The following is a 25,701-nucleotide window of genomic DNA, read 5'->3' on the forward strand; positions in this document are numbered from 1 at the left end:
GACAACGTCGCCGGTTCAATGCACTCCACATGCGTAAACCTAAATCGGTGATCGGTGAACCAATTTCACGCCCCGTATGATGACCATTGACGATCTTCACGACTGAGTTTTCTAAGCTTTCAAATGAATGGATGACTACTTCACAGTAGGGACCAATCAAATCGGCAATTGTGTCTGCTAAGCGGAAGTAATTGCTTAAGCATTCTCTGTCTTCATCGGTGAATCGAACTTGTTTTACATTCATGATTTCGGTTTACATTTTTGAACTCAATGACTGAAATCTACTCCTTTGGTGGTATTTCCACAATACGCAGTAAACTTCTGTAAACCTGACGTAAACGTCTAAAACATCAACAAATCGTAAGTTTTAGAGCTAAATCACGAACGAAATTTGAACATGATCACTCGAAATAGGTAAATCAGGTTTAATTTCTTAAACTTCATCAAGGTTTACATATTTAAAACCAAAGGTTGCGTTATTGAATGTTTTGATGATCTAGGACAAGTTCTACATTCAGCTGAAAACACGCTTCGTAAACTATTCATCTGGTTTTCTTTAGATTGTCACTTTTGAGCGATAGGGTTAGCGGGTAGTACTGTCTTTTACTATAACTGTATTTAAATTATTCGAATTTTCTAGAAGTGTGGATTTATGAACAAAGCGGTTTGGGGTTTAGCCCTCGGTCAGACGTTGCTCTGGTGTTGTCTCTATTACGTTTTTCCGGCGATGCTTCTGCATTGGGAGCAAGTACACGACTGGAGTCGGTCTGAATTCATGTTAGGGCTGACTCTGGCGGTTGGCGTGTCTGCCATTGCGGCTTTGCCTGCTGGGCGCTTAATTGACAAAGGTTATGGTGCGCTGATGATGACTGTTTCGGCAGTTATTGGTGGATTGCTTCTGTTTTTGGTTAGCTTGGTAGAACAACTTGCTTGGTTTTATTTGCTCTGGGGATTAATGGGAATCGCAATGGCGGGTTGCCTTTATGAACCTTGTTTTGCCTTTCTGATTCGTAGCTTAAAAACCAAAGCCAAGCGTGCGATCACCATGATCACTTTGGTAGCAGGCTTTGCGAGTACCATTTGTTTTCCAACAGTTCATTACTTAGCTCAGCATTACGGCCTAACGGTGACATTACAGATTTTTGCTGGGGTCGTTCTATTCGTCGCCGCTCCGTTACTGTTCATCAATACTAAATCGCTTGCTCGGTTTAATTTGCCTTCCAACGCCGGTGCTCTGCCACAAGTTCCTCCGACGGTCTCACAAGGTTCAAGCGATCGTTTTAGTTCTGCTTCATATCTATCTAACCCAATGTTTTGGCTGCTTGCTTGTGGTTTCTCTATGCTCGCGCTTAATCATGGTGTGGTGTTAAACCATTTATTGCCATTATTAGATGAGCGCAATGTTCCTGATGACTTAGCAATATTGGTGATCTCTTTGATAGGTCCAATGCAGGTCGCCGGGCGTGTAATGTGGTTGTTGGTTGATAAACACTGGTCGATCATGCGGATCACCGTTGCGTGTTTTATGAGTATCTGTTGTGCGACCTTGTGTTTGATTCTGTCTGAGAACGTTCTGTATCTGGTGTTTGGTTTTGTGCTCTTACAGGGTTCCGCTTACGGTGTGATGAGTATTGTGAAGCCTTTAACGACTCGTGAGGTAATGGGGGAGGCTAACTTTGGTTCTTTGGCGGGCGCAATGGCGGTGCCTTATTTGCTAGCATTTGCGTTGTCGCCATACTTTGGCGCGGTTATCTGGCAGATGGGAGGCTATCAATGGGTACTGTGGAGTATCTTTGGTAGTGCTGTTGTTGGTTTTGTCTCTATAGTCACCGTATCAAGGTTACATTTAGCTCGCTCTCAACCGTCTTTATCGAAAATATAAGGTTTACTGACAACGTAGATTTTTCCGACAACATAGAGCGCCGTCCATTTAGGTTTTGACTAACCTGTATTGTTATCGCTTCAAAATGAATCACTTTGAGCACTCTTTTATGGGGTGCTTTTTTGTATGTGAATTTAGCAGCTATTGGAGGTGTGTATCTATTACTTGGAGAACACCAAGACGCTGCGATGTTTATTGAGCTTTTTATTGTCAAATTACTGTGAATTACCTCCGTATATAAGTTGATATTCTCCCGCAAATTCCTTGATTTTTTGGTATTTTAAACAGCGAGTTAAGCTTGTCTAGACAAGTTGACTAACCTCTTGAAATATTTCATTTCTGCAAATAAACCGACACGTAACTTTAATATTCAAACGTCAAAGTGGCCTTAAATCAAACAGGGACATTGACGATGAATAACATCATTGAAGTTAAGAAGGTCAACAAAACATTCGGTTCGAACAAGGCACTGAATGGCATCAATTTGACGATTACCAGTCGTAAGATGACGGCGCTACTTGGTCCGTCTGGTTCAGGTAAATCTACACTGCTTCGTCACTTAAGCGGTCTGATCATCGGAGATAAAAGCACCGACTCTCAAATTAACGTGCTTGGCCAAACGGTACAGGCGAACGGTAAGGCAGACAGCAATGTTCGCGACATCCGTGCGCAAGCGGGTTACATCTTCCAACAATTCAATCTCGTTAACCGCTTATCAGTGATGACCAATGTATTGATTGGCGCACTGAGCTCAACACCTAAGTGGCGCACTCTGACGGGTATTTTTACGGTTGAACAACAGCAAGAAGCGCTTGAAGCACTGCGTCGCGTTGGTATGGAAGATTTTGCAGGCCAACGCGTTGGTAACCTATCAGGTGGCCAACAACAGCGTGTCGCAATCGCACGTGCGCTGATGCAGAAAGCCAAAATCATTTTTGCCGATGAGCCAATTGCTTCGCTTGATCCAGAATCAGCACGCATCGTGATGGAGCTGCTTACGGACATCAATCAAAAGGAAGGCATTCCTGTCATCGTAACACTCCACCAAGTCGACCACGCTCTTAAGTATTGCGAAAACATCATCGCGCTTAAAGACGGCCAAGTGTTCTACGAAGGAAAGAGTGCGGAACTGACCAAGCCTCAGCTTGAAGATCTATATCGTTCTAAAAAATCGACAAACACGCCACATATTCAACCTAACGACGTGCTCGCTGCGTCTTTTTAAGTATCAGGGAATTTAAGATGTTTCATTCAATGAAATCAGGAATTAAGAAGGCCGTGACGCTAGCAACTGTGTTGATGACGACACTTACTGCTGGCCATGCTTTTGCTAAAGATTCGATTAACTTTGGCATCATCGCTACCGATGCACAACAAAACTTGCGTAGCCGCTGGGAGCCTCTTCTGGATGATCTAGGTAAAGCGTTAGGTATGCCAGTGAACGCCTATTTCGCACCCGATTACGCAGGCATCATTCAGGCACAACGTTTTGGCAAAGTGGATTTTGCTTACTACGGAAACAAGGCGGCAATGGAAGCTGTTGACCGTGCAAACGCTGAAGCCTTTGTTCGTTACATCGATGAAGATGGCTTACAGGGCTATTACAGCTTACTGATTGTTAACGCTGAAAACGACAATATCAATACACTTGAAGATGTTCTAGAGCAACACAAAACACTCAAGCTTGGTAATGGCGATCCTAATTCTACTTCGGGCTTCCTCGTTCCGAACTTCGAAGCATTTGCCAACAATGGCATCTCCGCGAATGACTTTCACCGCAATGTGACCGCAAGCCATGGCGCTAACGTGATGGCCGTAGCGAATAACCAAGTCGATGTCGCAACTAATCACACCATGAGTCTTATTCGCATTGAAGATCAGAACCCTGAGCTGTTTAGCAAGCTGAAGGTTGTTTGGCAGTCAGAGCTCATTCCATCAGATGTGATTACCTACCGTAAAGACTTAGATGAAGGCTTGAAACAAAAGGCGCGTGATTTCTTCGTGAGCTACGGCGAACAGCCTGAGCAGCTTAAAAACCTAAATCAACTGGCTTGGTCTGGCTTTGCTGCTACCGATAACAACCAACTACTGCCTATTCGTCAAATGGAAGCGTTTAAGAAGCTGGTTGAAGCGGAAAACAACAGCAACCTTAGCGAGAAAGTGAGAGCCGATCGTATGGCGCAATACCAAGCCGAAATCGACCAGCTGCAAACAGAAATTGATGCGCTGAAAGGTTAACCCCATCCCCATGCGCCGCTGTGGGCGGCGCTATAAAAGAGTATGAGAACAATGACTGCAATGACTCAACGTTACGAGCCTTCTTCAAAGCTGTCGATTAAAAACGGCGTGATTGCTGTGATAGCACTACTGGTCCTTAGCTGGGCGTGGCAAGGCGCGGAAATGGCACCAATGATGTTCTTTGAACACCCAGAGAACATGGTTCAGCTAGGTAAAGACTTTTTCCCTGCTGACTTTAGTGAAAGCAATGTCTACTTAACCGAAATGCTGGTGACGATTCAAGTGGGCATTTGGGGAACCGTGTTATCGATTCTGTTAGCGATTCCATTCGGCATTCTGAGTGCTGAAAACCTGATGCCGAGCTGGGTGACATTTCCAATTCGTCGATTGATGGACTGTTTACGCGCTATCAATGAAATGGTGTTTGCAATGCTGTTTGTCGTGGTTGTCGGATTAGGGCCATTTGCAGGCGTGATGGCGCTATTCATTCACACAACGGGCGTGCTTGCCAAGCTCTTTGCCGAAGCGATTGAAGCGATTGAACCCGGACCGATGGAAGGTGTGAAAGCGACAGGCGCGAATCCTATCGAAGTGATTCTTTACGGCGTGATTCCACAGGTGTTGCCACTTTGGATTTCGTACTCACTGTACCGCTTGGAGTCGAACATTCGCTCGGCAACGGTTGTCGGCATGGTTGGCGCGGGCGGTATCGGTGTATTGCTTTGGCAATCTATCTCAGGTTTCCAGTTGCAACAAACTGCCGCAATTATGGCGATTGTTATCGTGACGGTAAGCATTATCGACTTCGTTTCTCAAATCATTCGTAAGAAGTTTATTTAGGCATCTTAGATGTCTATTTAAAAGAACTTGTCTAGATAAGTGATTGAATTTTAGGAAAGGAAACCCTTATGCCCGTTTACTTAGATATTGCCTCAGAGCTGGAAAAGGAAGTCAAAGACCACTTTGTGCCGGGTGACTACTTACCACCTGAATCCAAATTGGCTGAACGCTTTGCTGTGAATCGTCACACGCTTCGCCGCGCAGTCGATGAACTGGTGTCAACGGGCCTGATTCAACGCCATCAAGGCAAAGGCAACATGGTGATTCGTCAGCCAAGTGAGTATCGACTTCACTCGGGCGCACATTTCACCAAGAACCTGATTGAGCAAGGCGCAATGCCAAGATGTGAGGTGCTTCAGTCTCGCCTTATCAATGTATCCCCCAAGATTGCGGGTTACTTGAAGGTGGAAGAAGGGAGCAAGGTTATTCATATCCGTACCCTGCGAAAAACCGGAGATACGCCGAGAACCATCATCGACCACTACCTACCGAACTTGGAGTGGTGGCCGATTCTCAAAAACTTCACCAACGGTTCATTGCACCAATTTATTCAGCGTGGTTTGGAGACTGATTTAGAGCGAAAAGAGACTCGAGTGGGCGCGAAAATCCCAACCAATGAAGAGTGTCGTTTATTGCAAATCAGCACCAGTACACCGCTACTCAAAATTAAAACCACCAACGTAATCAAAGGCACGCAAGTGATAGCGGAATTTTCAAGTTCCAATACCCGTGCCGACGCAACCGAAATAGTAATGGAGCACTAAATGACAGCTTTGAAAGAGCGACAAAAGTGGATGTCAGTACTTGCGCAGAGCCAGTTCTCAGAATTGAAAACGCGCTGGGAAGCATTAGGGCTAGACGCAGAATACGCAATGGTTCGCCAACCAGAGATTGGTTTAGCGCAAGTGCGTGCGCGTATGGGCTCAACAGGCCGCCAGTTCAACATGGGGGATGTCACGATTACTCGCGCAGTCATCAAGTTAACAAGTGGAGAACTTGGTTACAGCTACCTACAGGGGCGAAGTAAGCCTCATGCAGAGCTAGCTGCTGTCGTTGATGCCTTGATGCAAAACGGGCAACAAGCCGAGGTGATTAACGCGCAACTGATTGAGCCGTTGGCTGCGATGAAGCACGAACGAGACAGTCAACGTCGCCAAGAAGTGGCTTCAAGCAAAGTGGACTTTTTTACTATGGTTCGAGGTGAAGATTAGCTTCGCAGGTAAGCAAAAGAACTACATGTCATTCAAGAATAAGATTAACGAATTAAACAGGTTAGAACGAATTCAATGAGTATGATTTCTCCTGCATTTCAAGATGCAGTTCATGACAGCCAGCAGTGCTTTCGATTGCTGCTCAAGGCGATGTCTGAACCCGGTACCGTCGTAACACTAAATCGTTGCGAAGGCTTTGGTTCAATGATGAGTGCAGCCGCTCAAACGCTACTTTCCATGGCCGACAATGCAACGCCAATCTGGCTATCTTCGACATTAAAAGCTGATCACGCTGTGACTGAAAACATCAAGTTTCACATTGGCGCACCGATTGTCGAACAGACTCAACAAGCGAGCTTTGCTGCGATTTCGGCGCAAGATCTACAGGGTGTTGATTGGTCAGAACTGACATTCAATCTCGGTAACGAAGAGTACCCAGATACCTCAACAACAGTTGTGATAGAGGTTGATAGCTTAACGTCGGGAACTGAACTGTCTCTGAGTGGCCCGGGTATTCAAAGTGAACAAGCTGCGTTTTTTAGCGGATTGCCGGCGGGCTTTATTGCTCACCTTAAAGAACGTCAATCATTGGTGAAGTTCCCATTAGGTGTCGACTTTATCTTTGTGGCGAACCAGCAAGTGCTGTGTTTGCCTCGTACAACTAAAGTGGAGGCGACAACATGTACGTTGCTGTAAAAGGTGGTGAAAAGGCCATTAGTCTGGCGCACCAACTGCAAGCGAAGAAGCGTCGCGGCAATCCTGAATTACCAGAATTAAGCGTTGAACAGATTCAAGAGCAGCTGTCAGGTTCGGTGGACCGAGTGATGACGGAAGGCGGAATTTATGACAAACAACTCGCGGCATTAGCCATCAAACAAGCGGCTGGCGATTTGGTTGAAGCTATCTTCTTGTTGCGTGCTTATCGCACCACGTTACCTCGCCTGATCACTGCGCAACCCGTTGATACCAATACAATGCGAATTGAACGTCGTATTTCAGCAACCTATAAAGATTTACCGGGTGGTCAGATCTTAGGCCCAACCTACGATTACACTCACCGCTTATTAGATTTCAGCCTGCTTGCCGAAGGTGAAACGCCGCAGATCCCTACGCAAGATGTGACTGACTCTGAACCTTGCCCTCAGGTGCTGGGCATTCTCGAAAACCTCAACATGATGTTGACCGAAGAAGATGACCAACAAGTACCAGAAGACATCACCATGAATCCGGTGAACTACCCATGTAACCGCAGCGCACGCCTACAAAACTTGGTGCGCGGCGATGAAGGTTTCTTATTGGCACTGAGCTATTCAACCCAACGTGGCTATGGTCGTAATCACCCATTCGCTGGCGAGATTCGTACGGGCTTTTCAACGCTATCGATTGAGCCTGAAGAGTTAGGTTTCAGTATCGATATTGGTGAAATTGAACTGACAGAGTGCCAGATGATCAATGGCTTTGTTGGTAATAAACAACAGAAAGCCAAACTGACTCGCGGCTACGGCTTAACATTTGGTGCGACTGAGCGTAAAGCAATGTCGATGGCATTGGTTGACCGTTCTTTGCAAGGCGCAGAATACGATGAGCCTGTCGATGGCCCAGCTCAAGATGAAGAGTTTGTGCTTTCTCACTCAGACAACGTAGAAGCCGCAGGCTTTGTCTCTCACCTTAAACTTCCTCACTACGTCGATTTCCAAGCAGAACTGGAACTGCTGAGAAAAATGCATAAAGAGCACGATGAATTGATGGCTCAGCCAGGTAATGACGAACAAGGAGAGCAGTCATGAACACAGCAACGCTTAATGCACCGGTAGGTAACGCTTCAGTGCCATTCAATGCTGAAGAAACAGCATCTCAGAGCCCAGTAGGTGCGACGGGTTACAACTACGGTTACCTTGATGAGCAAACCAAGCGCATGATTCGCCGTGCTTTACTTAAAGCGGTTTCTATTCCGGGTTATCAAGTGCCTTTTGGTGGTCGCGAAATGCCTATGCCTTACGGTTGGGGAACGGGTGGTGTGCAGATCACCGCTGCAATAATCGGCCAACCTGACACGCTAAAAGTGATCGACCAAGGTGCAGATGACACAACAAACGCCGTGTCGATTCGTGAGTTCTTCAAGTCCATCGCCAGTGCAAATACGACTGATAAAACGACGGAAGCGAGCATTATTCAGACTCGCCACCGTATTCCTGAAGTTGATCTTCAAGAAGATCAGATCTTGGTGTATCAGGTGCCGATCCCAGAGCCGCTGCGCTTTATTGAACCACGTGAAGCTGAGACTCGTAAAATGCATGCGTTGCAAGAGTACGGAATCATGCACGTCAAACTTTATGAAGACATCGCTCGTTTTGGACACATCTCAACAGCTTACGCTTACCCAGTGCGAGTAAACGATCGCTACATCATGGATCCATCGCCAATTCCTAAATTCGATAACCCGAAAATGGACAATATGGCCGCATTGCAACTGTTTGGCGCCGGTCGTGAAAAGCGTATTTACGCCGTTCCTCCTTACACCAAGGTTCAAAGTCTAGATTTTGAAGATCACCCATTTGAGATTCAACAATGGGACGAGCCATGTGCGATTTGTGGTTCGACGGATACTTTCCTTGATGAAGTCGTTATGGATGACCAAGGCTCACATATGTTCGTGTGTTCAGACACGGATTACTGTCGCGAACAACAGGAGAACAACGCATGAACGCTGTGACGAACATGAAACACGAATGGAACCAGTCAGAGCAGCCTCTGTTGTCTGTCTCTAATCTCACTAAGCTTTATGCGCCGGGTAAGGGCTTTCAGAACGTATCTTTTGACCTTTTCCCTGGAGAAGTGTTGGGCATTGTGGGTGAGTCGGGCTCGGGTAAAAGTACCTTATTGAAGTCGCTTTCTGGCCGTCAAACCCCAGACAGCGGTGAAGTGATCTACCTGCGTGGTGACGCGGATAAACAAATATCACAACTGGAAGATTTATACCAAATGGCGGAAAGCCAGCGTCGTCACTTGCTGCGTACAGAGTGGGGCGTGGTGCATCAACATCCAATGGATGGCTTGCGAGGTCGAGTATCGGCGGGCGGCAACATTGGTGAGCGCCTAATGGCCGTAGGTGAACGTAACTATGGCGAAATTCGTGAGAAATCCGCGAAATGGCTCGGTGATGTTGAGATCCCAACGGATCGAATGGATGACATGCCGACGACTTTCTCTGGCGGTATGCAGCAGAGATTACAGATCGCTCGCAACCTTGTGACTCACCCTAAGTTGATCTTCATGGATGAGCCGACTGGCGGTTTGGATGTGTCGGTACAGGCTAAGTTGCTCGATCTTCTTCGTCGTTTGGTCACAGAGCTTGAATTGGCCGTGGTGATCGTAACCCACGATCTTGCTGTAGCTCGCTTGCTTGCCCATCGACTCATGGTGATGCGCCGCAGTGAAGTGGTAGAAAGTGGCCTTACTGATCAAGTGCTTGATGACCCTCAACACCCATATACACAACTGCTAGTTTCTTCTGTATTGCAGAATTAAGGACGATGACATGAATACCAAATTAACCGTAAACAACGTCAGCAAAACCTTTGTGCTGCACAATCAAAATGGCGTTGAACTGCCAGTTCTCACTGGTGCGAACTTCTCAGTAGACAGTGGTGAATGTGTGGTTCTGCACGGTCATTCAGGTTCTGGTAAATCAACGCTGTTGCGCGCGCTATATGCCAACTACCTAGTGGACTCTGGCTCAATTAACGTTGTACACCAAGGCAGTACGCTCGACCTTACGAAAGCGACACCAAGAGAAATCATCAACGTGCGCAAGCACACCATAGGTTGGGTGAGCCAGTTCTTACGTGTCATTCCACGTATCAGTGCACTGGAAGTAGTGATGCAACCTATGTTGGAAATGGGTGGCTGCGCGCAAGAAGCACAAGAGAGAGCTAAGTTACTGCTGACTCGCTTAAACGTACCTGAGCATTTGTGGCACTTAGCGCCTGCAACCTTTTCTGGTGGTGAACAGCAGCGTGTGAACATCGCACGTGGTTTTATTGTTGATTACCCAATCCTACTGCTTGATGAGCCAACGGCTTCGCTTGATGCCACCAACAGTGCGGTAGTCGTGAGTTTGATTGAAGAAGCCAAAGCAGGCGGCGCTGCAATCATCGGTATCTTTCATGACGAAGCAACACGAGATTTGGTCGCTGACCGACTGTATGACGTGAAGCTACAAAAAGACATTTCACCAAAACAACTCACCACAGCGTGTGCGTAAAGGGAGCTGACGCAAATGATTATTACCAACGTAAATCTGGTGCTTGAGAATGAAGTTGTGCGTGGCTCGGTTGAGTTGCGAGACGGCGTGATTGCCAACATGTCTGACTCGACAAGCCAGCTTCCGGGTGCCTTTGATGGTGAGAATGGCTTCTTGATGCCGGGTTTAATTGAGTTGCATACCGACAATCTAGAGAAGTACTTCACGCCAAGACCAAAGGTAAACTGGCCACCGCTTTCGGCGATGAGTGCGCATGATACTCAGCTGATTGGATCGGGCATCACCACGGTGCTTGATGCGGTTGCCTTAGGTGACTACCGAGATGGCAATCGCCAAGAGAATCTCGACCAGTTTATTAATACTGTAGCCGAGAGCCAGAAACGTGGTCTAACCCGTGCCGAACACCGTATTCACTTGCGTTGTGAAGTGCCGCACTCTACCACCGTTGGCTTATTTGAGCGTTACGTGAATATGCCAGAAGTTCAGTTGGTTTCTTTGATGGATCACGCGCCGGGTCAGCGTCAATTTGTGAACATTGATAAGTACCGTACTTACTATCAGGGCAAGTACAACATGACGGATGCTGAAATGGCGCTCTACGAAAAAGACCAGGTTGCTCAGTCACAGCGCTGGTCGAAACAGAACCGTGATGAGATCACCCGTCAGTGCCGTGATTTGAATATTCCAACCGCAAGCCATGACGATGCAACCAGCGCGCATGTCACGGAATCTAAAGAGTTGGGCATGGTCATCGCAGAGTTCCCAACCACAGTTGAAGCGGCGAAACGTTCTCATGAATTAGGATTGAAGGTAATGATGGGTGCGCCAAACGTGATTCGTGGCGGTTCGCACTCGGGCAACGTCGCAGCGCATGAACTGGGGTCTTTGGGCGTGTTGGATATTTTGTCTTCTGATTACTACCCTGTGAGCTTGTTAGACGCGGTATTTACGCTAGTGAATGATGAGCGCAATAACCTCGATGTAGCACAGGCGGTGCAATTGGCGACATTGAATCCTGCACAAGCTCTTGGCTTGACGGACCGTGGTGTCATCGCAGAAGGCAAGCGTGCCGATCTAGTATTAGCGCATCGTTTGGATGATCACCAGCTGGTATCTCGTGTGTGGCGTGAAGGCAAGAAGGTATTCTAATCCATGTCTAAAGGTTACTCATTTGATGTGAATGGGGTGGTGAACGCTGCCCCTAAAGCTGACAAACCGGGTCAGCTTTATTACGTAATTGGCCCTTCAGGGGCAGGGAAAGATTCAATTATCTCAGCACTACGAGAGCAGTTTGTTGAAGACTTGGTGGTCGCCCATCGCTACATCACACGTGCAGCCGATGCTGGTGGCGAAAACCACGTAGAGCTCAGTGATGATGAATTCTTCATTCGCTATTCACGCAATATGTTCGCGATGAGTTGGCAAGCGCACGGCATGAGTTATGGCATTGGCCAAGAAGTGTATCAGTGGATGGATGCCGGTTTGAGTGTCGTGGTTAATGGCTCACGTGCGTATTTGGATGCAGCAAGAGAGCTGTTTGGCGATCGATTAGTTCCCGTAGTGGTGAGCGTTAACACCGAGGTGTTAGAAGCACGCTTGCGAGCTCGAGGACGAGAGAGTGAAGCGCAGATAGCCCTTCGCTTACAACGTTCGGCAGACTATTGTATCGATTCAGCATCAGGCTCATCGGCTCTCAATAATACGCTGTGTATTGATAATAGCGGCACGCTTGAGCAGAGCATTGCGCAGTTTTCCCGTTTAAAAGAACAAGCTGAAAAGCTCGCAGAACCCATAGGTGGTGTCGCATGAAGCTAACCATGTTAGGCACAGCCAACAGTGCGATGGTACCGGTTTATGGGTGTGATTGTTCGGTGTGTGGTGCTGCCCGCGAAGACTCAAATTTGAGGCGTGAAAAGTCATCGGCTTACCTTGAACATAATGGCAAGTTTTTACTACTGGATGCCAATGCTCCTGATCTTATGTGCCGTTTTCCTGCGGGCTCGATAGACAAGATCTTATTGACCCATTACCACATGGATCATGTCCATAGTTTGTTTGATCTTCGCTGGGGCGCTGGCGATAAGATCTCGGTGATTTCGCCTGATGATCCGCTTGGCTGCGACGATCTTTATAAACACCCTGGTATCTTGGACTTTTCCCTGCGAGCACAAGCATTTAAATCGTTTGATTGGCAGGGAATCGCCATCACGCCTTTGCCACTCAATCACTCTAAACTTTGTCTTGGTTATTGCTTTGAATTCGATGGCAAGCGCTTGGCTTATTTAACCGACACGGTAGGGCTGCCAAAACAAACTGAGCGTTGGTTGAAAGAGTTCCCCGTTGATTGGTTAATTACCGATTGTAATTACCCGCCAATTGAAGCCCCTCAAGCTCGAGCCAGCCTAAACCACAACGACTTCCACCATATTTTAGACATCGATGAAACCTGTCGCCCCACAAATCTGGGCTTGATTCATGTCAGTCACCACCTGCTCGACTGGGCAACACAACACCCGTACGCCTTTTCACAGCGATTACGCATTCTCAACGATGGCGAGGAGATAACCCTATGAGCCAACCACTTTCCCCTACCTTAAACAGCGAACCTAGCGTTGCTGAAAGTAGTAAGTTACACAACGTTGAACTTGGGCGGTGGACTGAAATCGCTGACCGTTGCGTGCTAAATAACGTGCAAGTCGGAGACTACAGCTATATCCAAAATGACTGTAACCTGATGTTTACCGAAATAGGTAAGTTCACATCCATTGCAGCGGCCGTTCGCCTGAACCCGAGCAACCATCCGTGGTGGCGTCCAACGTTGCATCATTTCACTTATCGCCCGGGCAAGTATCAACTAGGTGAAGACCCTACTTCATTGGACGATGAGGTGTTCTCGTGGCGTGAGGAAGACAAAGTACAGGTTGGACACGATGTGTGGATTGGTCACGGCGTGATTGTTCTTCCGGGTATTACGATTGGTAATGGTTCGATCGTTGGCGCGGGTAGCGTGGTGACCAAAGACATACCGCCATACTCAATTGTGGTTGGTAACCCTGCCAAAGTGTTGCGTCCTCGGTTTGACGACCCTAGCTATGCCGAGCGGCTAGAAAGCCTTGAATGGTGGCATTGGAATGATGAAAAGCTCGCTGAGGCTTTGCCACTTTTCCAAAAAGACTGCGGCGAATTTTTGAGTCACTTTGAGCAAGCTTAAACTTGATACACTTTAAATCTGAAAACGAAAAAGCAGCCTAAGTGGCTGCTTTTTGTTTACGATGGAAAGTAAAAATTTTGATTGATTCAAGTAATCAGTTCTTTGATGCTCAATGTTTAGCCAATAAGAAATCTTTAAAATGAATAGCAACGGCGGATGCGGTTGTGGCTGGTTGGTAGTACATATTTAGGCTCCAAATACTGGTGTCATAGCATTCAAAAATAGGCACTAGTGTTTTGTCATTGATGTGATTTTCTACCAAAAATTGCGGTAGATAAGCGATACCAGTTCCGTTCAGCGCAGCTTGAAGCAGTAGGTCACTATCATTAACTTCCAACGACTTAGGGATTTTAATTATCTGGCACTCATTGTCCTTAGTGAATACCCAGTCATTACTTCCGGTGAGCGTCGTTGCAAACAGGCATAAATGAGTTTTTAATTCAGAAGGGCTTTGTGGGGTATTGTTTCTAGCAAGATATTCTGGAGAAGCGACGACGACAAAGGGGCTCTGCATTATTTCACGACGAACTAGGTGTAAGTCTTTTTCTCGATAGCCTTGATAGGATGCGTTCGCACTGATCGTAATATCACTGTCGGCGGCATGATCAAGTGCCCATGGTGAAATGTTGAGATTAAAAGTGACCTCGGGGTTAGTGCTGAGATATTCGCTGATGTGATTCATTAAAAAATGATTGGCGTAAACTGGGGTGCAAATTACATCAATATGACCTTTATCGTGTTTTTGATAGTCTTGCATGGTACGCATGATGGTTTCAGATTGGTCAACGAGCACTGAAAACTCATCAAATAAAGTTTGACCCGCAGGGGTGGGTTTTAACAAGCGGTTGTTACGTCGATACAGTGGCATTCCAAATTTTTGCTCAAGTTCCTGAAGCCAGCGGCTACCTGCTGATACTGATATGTTGAGCTTGCGAGCTGCGGCTGAAATTGACCCTGTGCGTACAACGTAAATAAAAAATGCCATTTTATCTAACATCAAAATCTCCTAGATCGAGTAAACGAAAAGGCAGGCAATGTTTAAAAATGCCTGCCTTTAATACTATTTACACCGTTGCTTCTGCTGTTTTGCTTGGAACTTTTTTACCTAATTTTTTAGCCATTACTTTTTCCATGTCTTCAAGGGCAACTCCTTTCGTCTCTGGAACGTACTTAACAACGACTACCATACAAATCAGGGACAACGCTGCGAATACCCAAAAGGCGAAAGCGCCGTTAAAGTTTTCTTTCAGATATGGGTTTTCGTTAAGCATTGGGAAGCTTTGAGTCACAATAAATCCTGTAAACCATTGTGCACCCACGGCGATAGCCATTGCTCTTGAACGAATACTGTTTGGGAAGATTTCTGAGATCATCGTCCAACATGCACAGCCCCAGGATGTGGCATAAGCGACTACATACAAACACAGTGCAAAGAGTGCTGCATAACCTTCCGTTCCGGTATAGAGCACATATCCGACGATTGTCATGCCGAGTGCACAGCCCAAAGTTCCGTATTTCATGAGCGGTAGGCGACCAACTTTGTCGATTAAGTACATACCTAATCCGTTACCAAGAATGAACACCACACCTACAAATGTTGTTTGGAACAACGCGTTCTCGGTGCCACCCGCAATAGGTTTTAGAATTTCTGGTGTGTAATACATAATGACGTTGATACCAGTAAGTTGCTGAGCTGCCGCAACAAATGTACCGATGACAAGAATGGAAAAAAGAAGGGGAGAGCGTAAGCTTATTTTACTGTTTTTTGATGCATTTGCAGGGACTAAAGATTTTTGGATCTCGAGGATAACTCTGTCTGCATGTTCTGGGTTGGAAATTCGAGAGAGTGTTTCTTTTGCCTTACTAATTTGTCCCTTGAGTACTAGCCAGCGCGGGGATTCTGGAATCATGATTAATAGACAGCCGAACAGTGTCGCTGGCAATACTTCAGAAGCGAGCATCCAACGCCATCCAACATCAACCAACCAGGCTTCAGACATCCCTTTCGCAATTAGATAGTTAACGTAGAACACACCAGTTTGGCCTATAACCGCTGATTGTTGAAACATACTGACTGCTCGACCGCGAAAATCTTTTGGTGCAACCTCAGACATGTACATTGGGGACACCACACAAGCGATACCAACTGCCACACCGCCGATGATTCTGAGTAACACATAGATGGTAAATGTAGGTGCGATAGCGGAACCGATGGCGGAGATGATAAACAATACAGCAGACAAAAAGAGTGCACTTCGACGACCGTATTTGAGGGCAACGGTTCCTGCGGATACAGCTCCGATAATACTTCCTAAAACTACGCTAGATACTGCCCAACCCGTTTGAGCGGGTGTTAAACCAAAGTGATCTCTGATTGGCCCAATTGCTCCGGATATTACGGCAGTATCGTAGCCGAGTAGGATCCCCCCTAGCGCGGCGATACAACAAATTCTAACTATGTAAGCGATATTATGTTTGTGAGACTGTGTCCCATTATTAGGTGACATTACATACTCCTTTGTATTGTCCATACACTCTCTTAACCATCAAATAAGTTAGTGCTGGGCGATTATTCGATACTCGGTGAATGTAGGGTTAGAGTATCGAATTAATAACTCGCCAATGAATTTAGTAATAATAATAAATAGATTTGATAAATATTTTTCATTCTAGCGACGTTGAGAATCATAATAGCTCAGAATGACTACGGCTATTAAATTAATGTCTCTTCGGTCAATAATGTTAACCTGATCAAGGTGTGGAAAATATTTTTCAAATGATTGTATTTATATAACCTGTTGTTTTTATTGATATTAATTAAGTGTGATCTGTGCCATTCTTTTCCTTGATCCCCCGTCAACGCTAGCTTTTTCCATATATTTTGAAAAATGGAAAGTTAATTTTTCAAAATGAAAAATATTTTTCATTTGGTTTGGTTTGGATTATATTGAATCTCAGTGAAGCAAACCTGTATGGTCAAATTTTCAAACAGATGCAGTGATACGATCTAATTGAAATTTCATTGGCCTAAGTACATTAAATATAAAAATTTTGGAGTACGACCATGAGCAAAGTTCAATACGGAATTAGCCCTTTAACTTGGACAAACGATGACATGCCAGAACTGGGTGGTGAGATCCCGTTGGAGACATGTTTGAGTGAAATGTCTGAGTCTGGCTTTACTGGTACCGAGCTAGGTACTAAATACCCGAGAGATCCGGAAACTCTTATTCCTTTGTTGAAAAATCACAACCTAGTATTGGCATCTGGTTGGTTCAGCGGAAATTTGATGACATCAACTGCAGAAGAAGAAATTGCAGAAATGCAAGGTCATATCTTGCTGCTTAAAGCTGCTGGTTGCAAAGCGATGGTTTACGGCGAAGTGAGTAATACAGTGCATGGCGACATCAGCAAGCCGTTATCATCTCGCGTGATTTTGACTGAGGAAGAATGGAAAACTTACGCTGAAAAATTAACTACTGTTGCTGATTATCTGTTGAATAAACATGACATCAAGCTTTCCTTCCACCATCACGTAGGAACGATTGTTGAGACAGAAGAAGATATCAATCGTTTGATGGAAGCTACAGGTGATTCTGTTTATCTGACACTTGATACAGGCCACATTACTTATGGTGGTGGCAACCCTGTCAATGTTATTGAGCGTTGGGGTCATCGTATCGGTCATATGCATTTTAAAGACCTTCGTATTGAAGTTATGAACGCAGCTCGTGATGCTGATAAATCATTTTTAAACGCAGTGCTTGATGGGGTATTCACTGTTCCTGGTACTGGTGATGTGAATTACGACGACGTGTTTGCTGCACTAAAAGCGCGTAATTATGAAGGCTGGCTACTGGTTGAAGCGGAGCAAGATCCTGCTAAAGCACACCCGCTTACGTTTGCTAAAACGGCTTACGAGAACATCACGGGTTACGCAAATAAATACGGCTTGTAATAACAAATGGCTTATTGAGGGGCTATCTCCCCAATAAGCCAGAGTCGACACATGGACAATACGTAATTGGCAAGGTAACGCGGCAATTACGTATCAGAAAGATCGAGGAAGAAGATGAAAACTGTACGCCTAACCGTTGCTGAAGCCTTAGCTAAATATCTTGCAGCGCAGAAAATTGTAGTCGATGGAAAAGAAGAGCAATTATTTGGTGCTGCTTTCGCCATTTTTGGTCACGGTAATGTGACATGTTTTGGTCAACAGCTAAAAAACATCGAAGAAAAAATCCCAACGTGGCGTGGTCAAAATGAGCAATCAATGGCTACGGCTGCCATCGCTTATGCAAAAGCGAATAAGCGTCAACGTATAGGTATTGCGACCAGCTCAATTGGCCCTGGTGCCACTAATATGGTTACTGCAGCGGGTATTGCCCATACAAACCGCCTGCCATTATTACTTATCTCTGGTGATGCTTATGTAAGCCGTCTTCCAGATCCTGTCTTGCAACAGCCGGAAAACTTTGAAGATCCATCGGTGACCTCTAACGACGCATTCAAACCATTGACTCGTTACTGGGATCGCGTGTTGTCGCCTGCCCAATTGATGCATACGCTTCCACAAGCACTAGATACTATGCTTGACCCTGCGACTTGTGGACCTGTTTTTCTTGGATTGCCGCAAGATGTTCAAGGTATTGCTTACGATTTTCCAGAGATATTTTTCGAAGAGAAATGTCATCGTATCCGTCGCCCTGAGCCGGAAATAGTCGTACTAGAAGAAGCGAAAGAGATCTTAATTAAAGCTAAGAAGCCTTTGATTATTTCAGGTGGCGGCGTGCACTACTCACTTGCAACCGATGAACTAGCCGCGTTCGCAGCTAAGCATAACATCCCTGTTGTCGAAACTATTGCAGGCCGTGCCACCATGCTGCAAGACAATCCACTTAATGCTGGGCCTATCGGCGTTACTGGCTCTAACTCTGCTAACCATATGGCTAACGAAGCTGATGTCGTACTTGCGATTGGTACACGTTTACAAGATTTCACTACGGGATCTTGGAGCGTATTTAAAAATCCAGAAATGCAACTAGTTAGTATTAACGTGGCCAAATTTGATGCGATTAAGCATCGCTCTCATCCCGTTATTGGTGATGCGAAAACCAGTATGACGAAATTGTCTGGCCTTTTGGCTGACTGGCGATCAGGTGATGAGTGGTCTTCAAAAGCGAAAGTAGAAGCCGATGAGTGGAAAGCGTTAGTTCAACGTCGTACTCACCCACAAGCCGGTGAATTACTTGAAGGCACTTCTTCTTATGCTGAAGTGATTGGCAAGCTAAACCGCAGTATGGAAGAGGGCGATACAGTATTAACTGCCGCTGGCGGATTGCCTGCTGAACTGTCCATGAACTGGCAGAATTACCAAATCGGTAAATTTGATATCGACTTTGGGTACTCATGTATGGGGTATGAGATCGCGGGTGGTTGGGGGGCGAAAATCGCCAACCCAGATAATGATGTTGTGGTTCTTGTCGGTGATGGTTCGTACCTTATTCAAAATTCAGATATTTACTCGTCGGTTCTTACTGGCCACAAGATGATCGTCGTCGTTTGTGACAATGGCGGCTTCGCTGTTATCAATAAGCTTCAAAACAATACGGGTAATGAATCATTCAATAACCTGCTGGAAGATTGTCGCCGCCCAGACGGAGAGTTAGCTCGTGTTGACTTTGCTAAGCATGCAGAAGCACAAGGTGCCATCAGCGAAAAACTGACCTCTATTACCGACTTTGATGCAGCATTTGCAAGAGCGAAAGAAGCTGACCGTACCTACGTTATCGTTGTGGACATTGACCCAGTATCTCCTGCGGCATGGTCGAAATGTGATTGCTGGTGGGAAGTGGGGCTTCCTGAGGTTACGCGTAACGAAGAGACCGCAAAGAAAGTCGCTGATTGGGAAGAGGGCCGTGCGGCTCAGCGTCGCGGTGTTTAATCAAGAATATCCAAAATTAAAATCACAATAACTTTAACCACTGATACATCACTCAATCAGTCGATGTATCAGATAACGGAGCAAGATTATGTTTAATGAAGAACGTCGTTTTGAACAACCTCTACGCTGGGCAATGATCGGTGGTGGACGTGGCAGTCAGATTGGTTATTCACACCGAAATGCTGCACAACGAGATGGACTGTTTAAGCTTGTTGCTGGCGCTTTTGATTTAGATGCTGTGCGCTGCAGAGATTTTGGAACCAACTTAGGATTAGACCCTGAGCGTTGTTATGCGAATTACAAAGAGATGTTCGCAGCAGAAGCACAACGTGAAGACGGGATTCAGGCTGTATCTATTGCCACGCCAAACTCTACGCACTACGAGATTTGTAAGGCAGCACTCGAAGCAAACCTTCATGTTGTTTGTGAAAAACCTATCACGTTTACATCTGAAGAGGCGGAAGAACTAAAAGTTATCGCCGAGCAAAACAATCGAGTGATTGGAGTGATGTATGGCTACAGCGGCTTCCCTATGGTGCAGCAAGCTCGTGAAATGGTACAGCGTGGCGACTTAGGTGACATCCGCGTTATCAATATGCAGTTTGCTCATGGTTTCCATAACGAAGAGTACGAACTTAACGATCCTGGCTTGAAATGGCGCGTAAGCCCAGAAGTATCAGGTCCAACGTATGTGTTGGGTGATATCGGTACGCACGCATTTTACTTGTGCGAAGTGATGACTGGCCTTGAAGTAGACCGCTTAGCTTGTATGCGTCAAAGCTTTATTAAGTCACGTACACCGTTAGAAGATAACGCACACGTAATGATGGAATTCAAAGGTGGCGCAGTAGGCACACTTTGGGCTTCTGCGGTAAATGCTGGCTCTATGCACCAACAAAAAATCAGAATTGTGGGCTCTAAAGCATCGATTGAGTGGTGGGATGAGCAACCAAACCAACTGCGCTTAGAAGTGCAAGGTGAACCATCGCGTATTCTTGAACGTGGTATGGGCTACTTGCACCAAGATGCGCCTGGCGTCGCTGTAAATCGAGTGGGCGGTGGTCATGCTGAAGGTTACTTCGAATCTTGGGCGAACCTGTACCACCGTTTTGCACTTGCGTTTGACGCGGCAGAGCGTGACGACCAGCAAGCGCTGTCTGATATTTGGTTCCCTGGTATTGATGCGGGCATTGAAGGTGTACGTTTATGTGAGAAGTGCGTTGAGTCTGCGGACCAAAACGCTGCTTGGGTTGAATACAGCAGATAGGAACTGACCATGACAAAGATTGCACTTCCAAAAGATCGCAAGCTGGATGCCATCGTATTAGGCCGAGCTGGCGTTGATCTCTACGCTCGCGAATTCAATACCGACATGGCTGATATCTCTGGCTTTAACAAATTCGTTGGTGGCTCTGCAGCAAACATCGCAGTAGCAGTTAGTCGCTTGGGTGGTAGAACAGGCTTTATTGGTTGCGTGGCAAATGACGCATTTGGTGACTACGTAAAAGGTTATATGCAGGAGCAAGGTATCAACCTTGACGGAATGATGACTGATGACACGGGCTCTCGAACTTCTGTTGCATTTACTGAGATGAAGCCAAGCGACTGTACAGTGCTGATTTATAGAAACAACGCATCAGACCTAACCATAAAACCAGAACAGGTGAGCGCAGAGTATATCGCGAGTTCTAAAACTCTGGTTGTAACTGGTACCGCACTTTCAGAGAGCCCAAGCCGTGAAGCTACGCTCATTGCTATGGAGCATGCTCGTCGAGCGGGCACGGTGGTGATTCTTGATGTTGATTACCGTCCATATTCTTGGCGCACAGATGTCGATGCATCCATTTATTACGGTATTGCTGCGGGTTTATCTGACATTGTCATCGGCAATCGTGAAGAGTTCGACATGATGGAAACGGTCTTGGCACCCGGTAATCAAGATGATGACCAAACGGCAGAACGATTTTTACGTGAAAACACTCAAGTGGTTGTGATCAAGGCTGGAGAGCTTGGTTCTAAAGTGTATTGCAAAGATGGCTATAAGTTTGAACAAGGCATCTTCCGAGTCAAGGTGAACAAACCATTTGGTTCTGGGGATTCGTTTGCTGGTGGTCTTATTTGGACGCTCATCAATGACGGTGAACTTGAGGATGGTGTTCGTCATGGTTCGGCTGCTGCGGCAATTAATGTGAGTGGCGAAAGCTGTACTGAGGCAATGCCAACCAAGGAAGAACTGCTCGATTTTATTGAGAGCCGAGCGTAACGCTTTTGACTTGAACCTTCTTTACAGATCAAGGAATGAGTCAGTCGGATCGGTAATTTTCTCAGCCATTAATACGCTTTGGATTACGAACCATCTCGGTCCGACATTTTTATTCGTTTTGAATTAAATAATAAGAACTATGTTGAGTTGCAACGACGACTCGACGAATGAGGAGAAAGGATTATGGGTAAGCATATACCCCCATTTAATAATCAAAACCAGCCAATCGTTGATGTTAACGATGAGGTTACACCACTTTGTTATTTCAACCAGGTTCACTTAAGCCAGAGTGAGCAACACACTCACACGGTTGAAGGGTATGAGTCGGTGGTTGTACTTGCTGGTGGTACGTGTTGTATCACAGTGAGTAACGGTGTCGATGAGCCTCAAGTCTTTGATAATATAGGTAAGCGTCGCACGGTATGGGACGGTGAGCCTGAATCTGTTTATGTACCGCTTGGTTATACAGCGACCATTGATTGTGTAAGTGAAAGCGCAGATGTGATGATTGCAGGTGGTAAATTTGATGCCTCATTAGAACCGTTCTGCGTTCGAGCTGATGAAGTTGAAATGGTTCAATACGGCTCAGATGATACGAAAACACACCGTAAGATCAAACATGTGCTTGGGCAAAGTAATGCTGACAAGCGTGGCCGTTTACTTGTCAGTGAGCTATTTACGGTTGGCGCTGGTGGTTGGTCTGGTTTTCCTCCACATAAACATGATGAAGACCGTGTCAAAGAAGATGGCAGCAAAGAGACATTATACGAAGAGGTGTATCAATTCCGTTTCAATCCTGATTTTGGTTTCGGCGCACAGTTTTTATACGAACATGAAGACGATTTTGGTCCTGTTTATCACGTTCGCACAGGTTCAGTAATAGCTATTGATAAGGGATACCACCCGAGTGTAGCTGCGCCGGGCTATGAAATGTATTACTTCACCATCATCGTAGGGAAAACGTCTAAGTCTTTGATTCAGCACTTTGACCCTCACCATGAATATCAAGTTGAAACCATTCCAGGCATCAAGGATATGATCGCCAAGTTTAAGTAGAGGGATACGTTATGTTGGTTAATTTAAACGATTTATTACCTGATGCAGCTGCATCAAATTATTCAGTTCCCTGTTTTAATGTCTTTGGCTTTGAAGATGCTCGTGCAGTCGTTGAGGCTGCGGAAGAAGTGAACAAACCGGTTATCTTAGCGTGTAACAAAGATGTCGTTGATTTTTATGGGGTAGAAACGGCAGCGGCGATGTTTTTAGGTCTAGCGACTAAAAGTACAGTGCCAGTTTGTTTGCACCTCGATCATACCTATGAAGAAGACATTGTATATCGAGCATTAAAGGCCGGCTTTAGCTCGGTGATGTTCGATGGCTCACAGTTGAGCCTAGAAGAGAACATCGCTCGAACTCGCAAAGTCGCGGATGTTGCCCATGCACTAGGCGCTTCGGTAGAGGGTGAGATAGGTTCTGTTCCATACGATGAAGGTCGTGACCATATCAAAACAATAGATACTAGCCCTGCTGATGCAGCCAGGTTTGCTCGCGAAAGTGGTGCTGATTGCGTGGCGATTTCTGTCGGTAATGTCCACCGTCTAACCGAACCAACATGCACTATTGATTTTGGCTTACTTGACCGTATTTCAGCCGAAGTGACGATACCATTGGTGATACATGGGGCTAGTGGGATTCGAGACGAAGATATGGCGAGACTTAAGCAAAGTCGTGTCTCTAAGTTCAATATCGGCACCTGCTTACGTCAAGCCTTAGGTAACAATCTACGCGGCTATATGAATGATGAACCAGAGAAGTTTGATAGAATTTACTTTATGCAAAAAGCAATGCCGTACGTAAAAGATGAAGCTATTCGAAACTTCGAACTTTTATCTTAGAATTAATACCCCAAGTGTTAAAGCTTGGGGTATTATTGATTTATAAACCAATATTTAACGGGAAAGAAGTTAGGTATGGAAGTTGAAACTAACGAGATTGTACATGTGCCTAGTGATTTAGACTCTCTGAAAGAGTTAATCGTCAAACGCTATGACAATTTGAGTCAACGCTTACAGCAAGTCGCGGACTATGTGTTAGCCCAGCCTATGCTAGTTGCCGTTGAGACTATGGCGACCATTGCGGAACAAGCCAATGTCCCATTGTCGACCTTAAGTCGATTTTCAAATGCGATGGGCTTTAGTGGGTTTAGCCAAATGCAGGCTCTGTTTAGAGACCAATATCTAAATAGACCTCGGGATTATAAAGACCGAGTGCGCAAAGCAAGAGACCAAGAAACATATCAACCAGAATCGCCAACCGCTATTTTTAATGATTACGGTGTCGCTAACGTTGAAGCGATAGAAAAATTACAAGTATCAGTTTCACCACAGAAGCTTGAAAGAGCCGTGAGCCTGATGGATCAAGCCGAAACGATATATATACAAGGGATGCGCCGAGCTTATCCGGTTGCTTTTTACCTTTGGTATGCTCTTATGAAATCAGATAACAATGTTGTCTTGCTTGATGACCATGGAGGGATGCTGACCCCTATGATCCGTAATATGAACGATAAAGACGTATTGCTTACTGTGACTTTTGCCCCTTATGCAATGGAAACCAGCAATGTCATAGAGTGTGCTCATGACCGAGGTGTCCCTATCATCGCGATCGCAGATAACCAGATGATGGCGCATGGCAGTAAGATGGACGTGTGTTTTGAAGTGGAAGAAGGGGAGGTGATGGGCTTTCGATCGCTGAGTTCTTCGATGTACCTAGCTCAAACATTAGCTGTTAGTTTGATGTGTCGTGAGATTAAATAGCGTTTACCTCAGAATGTTCTAGATAACCCTAAAAAGCCGATAATTATCGGCTTTTTTCATGTTTGCGAAAAATCTAAATAAAGTGACTGCCGAGCATAGAAAAAGCTACCGTATTGGCAGCTTTTTTAGCTCAGGATGATTGGAGTGTTCTGGTTATGAGAACAAACGCTTCATGCCTGAAAGCATGCTAGTGGCTGTCTCGTAATGATCGCCTTCCCAAAGTTGATCATTGAGAAACTCACCAGAATAGAACCCGTCATATCCTGTACTTTGAATGGCTGACGTCCATTCTTGTAGTGGAATTTCTCCTTGGCCTAGCAAGCAATTTCTAAGTTCTTTCTCATCGACCCAAGGCGCACCAACTTCAGGGCGGTGTCCATCGGAAAGATGAACATTGTAAATGAGCGATTTATCGATCTTTGCCATGTCTTCTGGTGTTGCCCCGCGGCATGCCCAGAAGTGCCAAGTGTCGAGCACAAAGCCAAAGTTATCTCGGTTGACTGCATCATGTAATTGATAATATTGCTCTAACGTAGCAATGGGGGTCCATGCTGCACCTTCGTATTGGAAGCGGATTCCATGCTCTCTTCCGATATCGGTTATATTGCGGATGTTTTGTGCAGTAATACGAATGTTATCTTCAACCGATAGGCCTGTCAGCGCCTCGAAAGCGTTTAATTGAATGGTTGGCGCACCAATGTCTTTGGCAAATTCACACAGAATTTCTGTATCTCTAAATAACTGGTTTTGTGCTTCTTTGGTCGTACTCTCCACACTACCTATAATATCAATCGCAGAAGGCGCAATATTAGCGTCGTTTAGCCTTGTTTTGAGGTCTTGGCTTGTTAAACCAGCATTGATATATCGCCACAACTTTTCTGTATGGATTTCTAACCCGTCATAGCCTGTTTCTTTTGCCAAACGGATATCGCTAACAATATTATTATGTAGTGAACACATCCCGTGTAGTGCATAGCGCATAAAGTAGTCCTTTGTCAGTCGCCAAAAAAGCTTGTGCTGTTGGCGTAATTA

The 25,701-nt window shown here is 45.6% G+C and carries 26 protein-coding genes; 22 read left to right on the forward strand and 4 right to left on the reverse strand.

Going from position 1 to position 25,701, the window contains the following annotated elements; genetic code table 11:
- Positions 1-244 (reverse strand): PAS domain-containing protein (locus tag AB4484_RS10900; RefSeq protein ID WP_372078060.1); only part of this gene is annotated, 244 nt, incomplete at its 3' end.
- A 408-nt stretch (positions 245-652) separates the two neighbouring features.
- Here AB4484_RS10900 and AB4484_RS10905 point away from each other — a divergent pair.
- The 15 genes from AB4484_RS10905 (at position 653) to AB4484_RS10975 (ending at position 13,646) form a co-directional block, all read left to right on the forward strand.
- Entirely contained in the window at positions 653-1,882 is a 1,230-nt protein-coding gene (locus AB4484_RS10905; protein ID WP_372078062.1) for an MFS transporter, read from the forward strand.
- Positions 1,883-2,294: 412 nt separating this feature from the next.
- On the forward strand, positions 2,295-3,107 hold the full coding sequence (phnC, locus tag AB4484_RS10910; protein ID WP_017067518.1) for a phosphonate ABC transporter ATP-binding protein: 813 nt from the start codon (positions 2,295-2,297) through the stop codon (positions 3,105-3,107).
- A gap of 17 nt (positions 3,108-3,124) precedes the next feature.
- Positions 3,125-4,120: a phosphonate ABC transporter substrate-binding protein gene (gene phnD / locus AB4484_RS10915; RefSeq protein WP_050621794.1), complete on the forward strand. Its 996-nt coding sequence runs from the start codon at positions 3,125-3,127 to the stop codon at positions 4,118-4,120.
- A gap of 51 nt (positions 4,121-4,171) precedes the next feature.
- On the forward strand, positions 4,172-4,960 hold the full coding sequence (phnE, locus tag AB4484_RS10920; RefSeq protein WP_086774585.1) for a phosphonate ABC transporter, permease protein PhnE: 789 nt from the start codon (positions 4,172-4,174) through the stop codon (positions 4,958-4,960).
- 68 nt (positions 4,961-5,028) lie between these two features.
- A complete protein-coding gene (phnF, locus tag AB4484_RS10925) occupies positions 5,029-5,724 on the forward strand; it encodes a phosphonate metabolism transcriptional regulator PhnF (protein ID WP_248367299.1) in 696 nt (231 codons plus the stop codon).
- Positions 5,725-6,171: a phosphonate C-P lyase system protein PhnG gene (phnG, locus tag AB4484_RS10930; protein WP_086967488.1), complete on the forward strand. Its 447-nt coding sequence runs from the start codon at positions 5,725-5,727 to the stop codon at positions 6,169-6,171.
- 75 nt (positions 6,172-6,246) lie between these two features.
- Positions 6,247-6,867 carry a phosphonate C-P lyase system protein PhnH gene (gene phnH / locus AB4484_RS10935; RefSeq protein ID WP_086967490.1) on the forward strand — a complete coding sequence of 207 codons (621 nt, stop codon included), beginning with the start codon at positions 6,247-6,249 and terminating at the stop codon, positions 6,865-6,867.
- Entirely contained in the window at positions 6,852-7,958 is a 1,107-nt protein-coding gene (locus AB4484_RS10940) for a carbon-phosphorus lyase complex subunit PhnI (protein ID WP_248367297.1), read from the forward strand. The genes phnH and AB4484_RS10940 overlap by 16 nt, the downstream gene beginning before the upstream one ends.
- The gene (locus tag AB4484_RS10945) at positions 7,955-8,875 is read left to right on the forward strand and encodes an alpha-D-ribose 1-methylphosphonate 5-phosphate C-P-lyase PhnJ (protein WP_372078066.1); all 921 of its coding nucleotides are present in this window, start codon (positions 7,955-7,957) and stop codon (positions 8,873-8,875) included. Before AB4484_RS10940 ends, AB4484_RS10945 begins: the two co-directional genes overlap by 4 nt.
- Positions 8,872-9,699, forward strand: coding sequence for a phosphonate C-P lyase system protein PhnK (gene phnK, locus AB4484_RS10950; protein ID WP_017066704.1), 828 nt, complete (start codon positions 8,872-8,874; stop codon positions 9,697-9,699). Before AB4484_RS10945 ends, phnK begins: the two co-directional genes overlap by 4 nt.
- A gap of 10 nt (positions 9,700-9,709) precedes the next feature.
- Entirely contained in the window at positions 9,710-10,435 is a 726-nt protein-coding gene (gene phnL, locus AB4484_RS10955; RefSeq protein ID WP_372078068.1) for a phosphonate C-P lyase system protein PhnL, read from the forward strand.
- A gap of 15 nt (positions 10,436-10,450) precedes the next feature.
- Positions 10,451-11,584, forward strand: coding sequence for an alpha-D-ribose 1-methylphosphonate 5-triphosphate diphosphatase (phnM, locus tag AB4484_RS10960; RefSeq protein WP_372078070.1), 1,134 nt, complete (start codon positions 10,451-10,453; stop codon positions 11,582-11,584).
- Positions 11,585-11,587: 3 nt separating this feature from the next.
- Positions 11,588-12,244 carry a ribose 1,5-bisphosphokinase gene (gene phnN / locus AB4484_RS10965; RefSeq protein WP_372078072.1) on the forward strand — a complete coding sequence of 219 codons (657 nt, stop codon included), beginning with the start codon at positions 11,588-11,590 and terminating at the stop codon, positions 12,242-12,244.
- Positions 12,241-13,008, forward strand: a complete 768-nt coding sequence (gene phnP / locus AB4484_RS10970) for a phosphonate metabolism protein PhnP (RefSeq protein ID WP_372078073.1) — start codon at positions 12,241-12,243, stop codon at positions 13,006-13,008. Before phnN ends, phnP begins: the two co-directional genes overlap by 4 nt.
- On the forward strand, positions 13,005-13,646 hold the full coding sequence (locus AB4484_RS10975; protein WP_372078075.1) for a DapH/DapD/GlmU-related protein: 642 nt from the start codon (positions 13,005-13,007) through the stop codon (positions 13,644-13,646). Before phnP ends, AB4484_RS10975 begins: the two co-directional genes overlap by 4 nt.
- Before the next feature lie 109 nt (positions 13,647-13,755).
- Here AB4484_RS10975 and AB4484_RS10980 read toward each other — a convergent pair whose 3' ends face one another.
- Both AB4484_RS10980 and AB4484_RS10985 read right to left on the reverse strand, forming a co-directional pair.
- A complete protein-coding gene (locus tag AB4484_RS10980) occupies positions 13,756-14,643 on the reverse strand; it encodes a LysR family transcriptional regulator (RefSeq protein ID WP_050633234.1) in 888 nt (295 codons plus the stop codon).
- A gap of 67 nt (positions 14,644-14,710) precedes the next feature.
- Positions 14,711-16,153 (reverse strand): sugar porter family MFS transporter, encoded by a 1,443-nt coding sequence (locus AB4484_RS10985; RefSeq protein ID WP_050711780.1) that lies wholly within the window; start codon positions 16,151-16,153, stop codon positions 14,711-14,713.
- 557 nt (positions 16,154-16,710) lie between these two features.
- Here AB4484_RS10985 and iolE point away from each other — a divergent pair.
- The 7 genes from iolE to AB4484_RS11020 all read left to right on the forward strand — a co-directional run bounded on the left by iolE (position 16,711) and on the right by AB4484_RS11020 (position 24,669).
- Positions 16,711-17,604 (forward strand): myo-inosose-2 dehydratase, encoded by an 894-nt coding sequence (iolE, locus tag AB4484_RS10990; RefSeq protein WP_048612816.1) that lies wholly within the window; start codon positions 16,711-16,713, stop codon positions 17,602-17,604.
- Between the two features lie 114 nt (positions 17,605-17,718).
- Positions 17,719-19,590 (forward strand): 3D-(3,5/4)-trihydroxycyclohexane-1,2-dione acylhydrolase (decyclizing), encoded by a 1,872-nt coding sequence (iolD, locus tag AB4484_RS10995; RefSeq protein WP_268672475.1) that lies wholly within the window; start codon positions 17,719-17,721, stop codon positions 19,588-19,590.
- Between the two features lie 88 nt (positions 19,591-19,678).
- Complete coding sequence (locus tag AB4484_RS11000; protein WP_372078078.1) at positions 19,679-20,857, forward strand: Gfo/Idh/MocA family protein; 1,179 nt, start codon at positions 19,679-19,681, stop codon at positions 20,855-20,857.
- A 9-nt stretch (positions 20,858-20,866) separates the two neighbouring features.
- Positions 20,867-21,853 carry a 5-dehydro-2-deoxygluconokinase gene (gene iolC / locus AB4484_RS11005; protein WP_372078080.1) on the forward strand — a complete coding sequence of 329 codons (987 nt, stop codon included), beginning with the start codon at positions 20,867-20,869 and terminating at the stop codon, positions 21,851-21,853.
- Positions 21,854-22,036: 183 nt separating this feature from the next.
- The gene (locus AB4484_RS11010; RefSeq protein ID WP_050633230.1) at positions 22,037-22,909 is read left to right on the forward strand and encodes a 5-deoxy-glucuronate isomerase; all 873 of its coding nucleotides are present in this window, start codon (positions 22,037-22,039) and stop codon (positions 22,907-22,909) included.
- A gap of 11 nt (positions 22,910-22,920) precedes the next feature.
- A complete protein-coding gene (locus AB4484_RS11015) occupies positions 22,921-23,748 on the forward strand; it encodes a class II fructose-bisphosphate aldolase (protein ID WP_048612821.1) in 828 nt (275 codons plus the stop codon).
- A gap of 75 nt (positions 23,749-23,823) precedes the next feature.
- Positions 23,824-24,669 carry a MurR/RpiR family transcriptional regulator gene (locus tag AB4484_RS11020; RefSeq protein ID WP_017111576.1) on the forward strand — a complete coding sequence of 282 codons (846 nt, stop codon included), beginning with the start codon at positions 23,824-23,826 and terminating at the stop codon, positions 24,667-24,669.
- A gap of 153 nt (positions 24,670-24,822) precedes the next feature.
- On the opposite strand, the gene AB4484_RS11025 is transcribed toward AB4484_RS11020, so the two are convergent.
- Complete coding sequence (locus AB4484_RS11025; protein WP_048613000.1) at positions 24,823-25,650, reverse strand: sugar phosphate isomerase/epimerase; 828 nt, start codon at positions 25,648-25,650, stop codon at positions 24,823-24,825.
- Positions 25,651-25,701 lie beyond the last annotated feature (51 nt).

Source organism: Vibrio sp. 10N.261.46.A3, from assembly GCF_041472995.1.
GTDB lineage: Bacteria > Pseudomonadota > Gammaproteobacteria > Enterobacterales > Vibrionaceae > Vibrio > Vibrio coralliirubri.